Origin of the sequence: Aquiflexum sp. (assembly GCF_041749095.1) — a bacterium.
Lineage (GTDB): Bacteria > Bacteroidota > Bacteroidia > Cytophagales > Cyclobacteriaceae > Aquiflexum.
Genome location: NZ_JBGTCA010000312.1, coordinates 1 through 2418, shown reverse-complemented (window position 1 = coordinate 2418; position 2418 = coordinate 1). Strand labels below are relative to the sequence as shown.

Annotated in this window: 2 protein-coding genes and 1 rRNA gene; all 3 read left to right on the top strand. The window is 35.8% G+C overall.

The annotated features are described in order from the left end of the window. Window positions 1-119 precede the first annotated feature (119 nt). Window positions 120-231 (top strand): 5S ribosomal RNA (gene rrf / locus ACEW8O_RS14360). 305 nt (window positions 232-536) lie between these two features. Then, window positions 537-2195, top strand: coding sequence for an amino acid ABC transporter substrate-binding protein (locus tag ACEW8O_RS14355; protein WP_373495317.1), 1659 nt, complete (start codon window positions 537-539; stop codon window positions 2193-2195). Between the two features lie 10 nt (window positions 2196-2205). After that, the coding region (locus ACEW8O_RS14350) for an aminotransferase class III-fold pyridoxal phosphate-dependent enzyme (RefSeq protein ID WP_373495316.1) at window positions 2206-2418 on the top strand (213 nt) is incomplete at its 3' end.

Genomic DNA, 2418 nt, shown 5'->3' with positions numbered 1-2418 from the left:
ACACAAGATGTGAGACTCCGGACACGTAAAAAAGGAACTTAAGATATTACAGATTGATGACACGTATGTGGGCAGGGCCAAGTCTCATATCTCACGTCCAGTGTCTCACATCTGAAAGATTAGGCGGCCCAGCGCAGGGGTTCCACCTCTTCCCATCCCGAACAGAGAAGTTAAGCCCTGCAGCGCCGATGGTACTGGGGTTACACCCGGAAGAGTAGGCCGCCGCCACATTATCACAAAGCCAGCCCGCAAAGCTGGCTTTTGGCGTTTTTACCCAAGAGGAAAGTAGAAGGAAAAGGGGGAAATCGATTGAAAACTTTTTAACTAGAAATACATTGATAAAACATCTTTTGTCTGGGAAAGGTTAAAACTTTGGAAAGGCCAGGTTTGAATTTATAATTGGAACGGATTTTGGTCAATATTTAATGCTTAATCCAAGCAACTTAATTTAACTTTTCTTTTGGAATAAAATGGGTTAAATTCGAAGCCAATTGGGGAAGGAATGAAATCTATCTTACAACCAGAACATTTAATACATGAGAGTTATTTTCTTTTTGTTTCTGTTTTTGACATTTTTTTCAGGAGCATATTCCCAAGACCAATTGGCAGAGTATAAAAGGGCCAAAACCTTGATGGGATATGGGAATTACAAAGATGCAATGGAGCTGCTACGTCCATTTATGGATGAAAACGAATTTGGGGGACTTTCGAATTATGCAAAGTACCATTTCGCATATTCAGCTTATCAGAACAATCAACTGGAATTGATGAAATCTGTATTGCAACCTCTGATTGAAAACAAAAACTTTGATAAAAATGACGAAGCTAAATACCTTCTTGCCATGGCCTTTTTTAAGGAAGAAAGCTATACTAATGCTTTGCAGGAGATAGAAAGTATTAAGGATCCTTTGATTTACAAAGAGGCAGAAAAGGCAAGTTATCATTTTCTTCAAAATGTTTCTGTCAGTTTTTTGGTTTCAAATCTTAGCAAATTCCAAAATAATGAAGGGTTTGTTTTGACGCTCAAAGATCAGTTGGAAAAGCAGTCAATCATGTCAACTGATGAAAAGGCAGTCTATCAAAAACTAAAATCCATTGTACCGGAAGAACAGTTTCCTGAAAATGCAATCATTAAAAATACCCAAGTTTTAGATATAGCAATCATTCTTCCATTTAATTACGCAGGTGGAAGAGATGTTAAGAATCTTAATTCAGGAAATTTTGTGTTTGAACTCTACCAAGGAATTGATTTTGCGCTGAAGGAGTATAAAAATAAAGGTATAGGAATCAATACCAAGACATTTGATACACAAAGGAACATGTCCAATCTCCAAATGATTTTGGAAGATCCATTTATGCTTCAAGCAGATATGATTATTGGACCTGTTTACCCGGATGAAACTGAAATAGTAATGGCTTTTTCCGAAAAGTATGATATACCATTTGTAAATCCATTGTCAAATATTGAAGATAAGATTTCAGGTTTGGAATTCTCATACTTATTTAGACCATCAGTATCTTCCTTAAGTCTAGGTCTTGTTGATTATATGCGTAAATACATTGAAGGGAAAAATATTGCATTGGCCTATTCCAATTCAACAAGGGATGAATATTTGGCCAATCACATTATTGAATCCAGCTCCAAGATTGGTTATAATGTGGTAAAAAGCACCCAAATTTCAAACAAAAATATAAATCAGTTTTTTGCAGACATAAGGTTAAAGAGAGACTCACAGTCCATAGCTGATATTGTCATTATCCTGTCAGAAGATCCAAATGTTGCTTCTTCAACATTTGGATTTATGGAATCTCAAAATGTCAATACACCGGTAGTGGTATTGGATAGCTGGCTTTATTTAAATTTTGCAAGCTTTGAGATGCTTGAAAATCAAAATTTTGTTTTCCTCGGAAATAATACCATAAATTTTGATAGCCCTGAACTGGATGAATTCAGAAATAGTTTTTTTGAAAGACATTTGGTTTTTCCTTCCTTCAATAGTCATTTGGGTTATGAATTAATTTATTGGATTGTGGAAACCATAAATCCATCCAAGGGTTTTGATTTTAGGAAAAACCTAAACCAACTTGGATTCAAATCCGGAAAAATCACTTATGGGCTAGACTTTAGAAATAGTTACAATAACCGATATGTCCCGATATTGAAGTTGGAAAACGGGATATTACAGACAAAATAACATCAGTTCCATGCAAATTTTTAACAGTAAATCTCTTTTTGAGAAAGCTAAAAACTATATTCCGGGAGGAGTGAATTCTCCAGTTCGTGCATTTAGGGCAGTAGGAGGAGATCCGATTTTTATCAAAAGAGCTGATGGTGCATTTATCTATGATGAGGATGATAATGGCTATATAGAGTTGATCAATAGCTGGGGTCCAATGATCCTTGGACATAACCATCCA

Bases quoted from the DNA above. Each gene is read 5' to 3' on its own strand.
- ACEW8O_RS14355 (WP_373495317.1), top strand. From the start codon at position 537: ATGAGAGTTATTTTCTTTTTGTTTCTGTTTTTGACATTTTTTTCAGGA.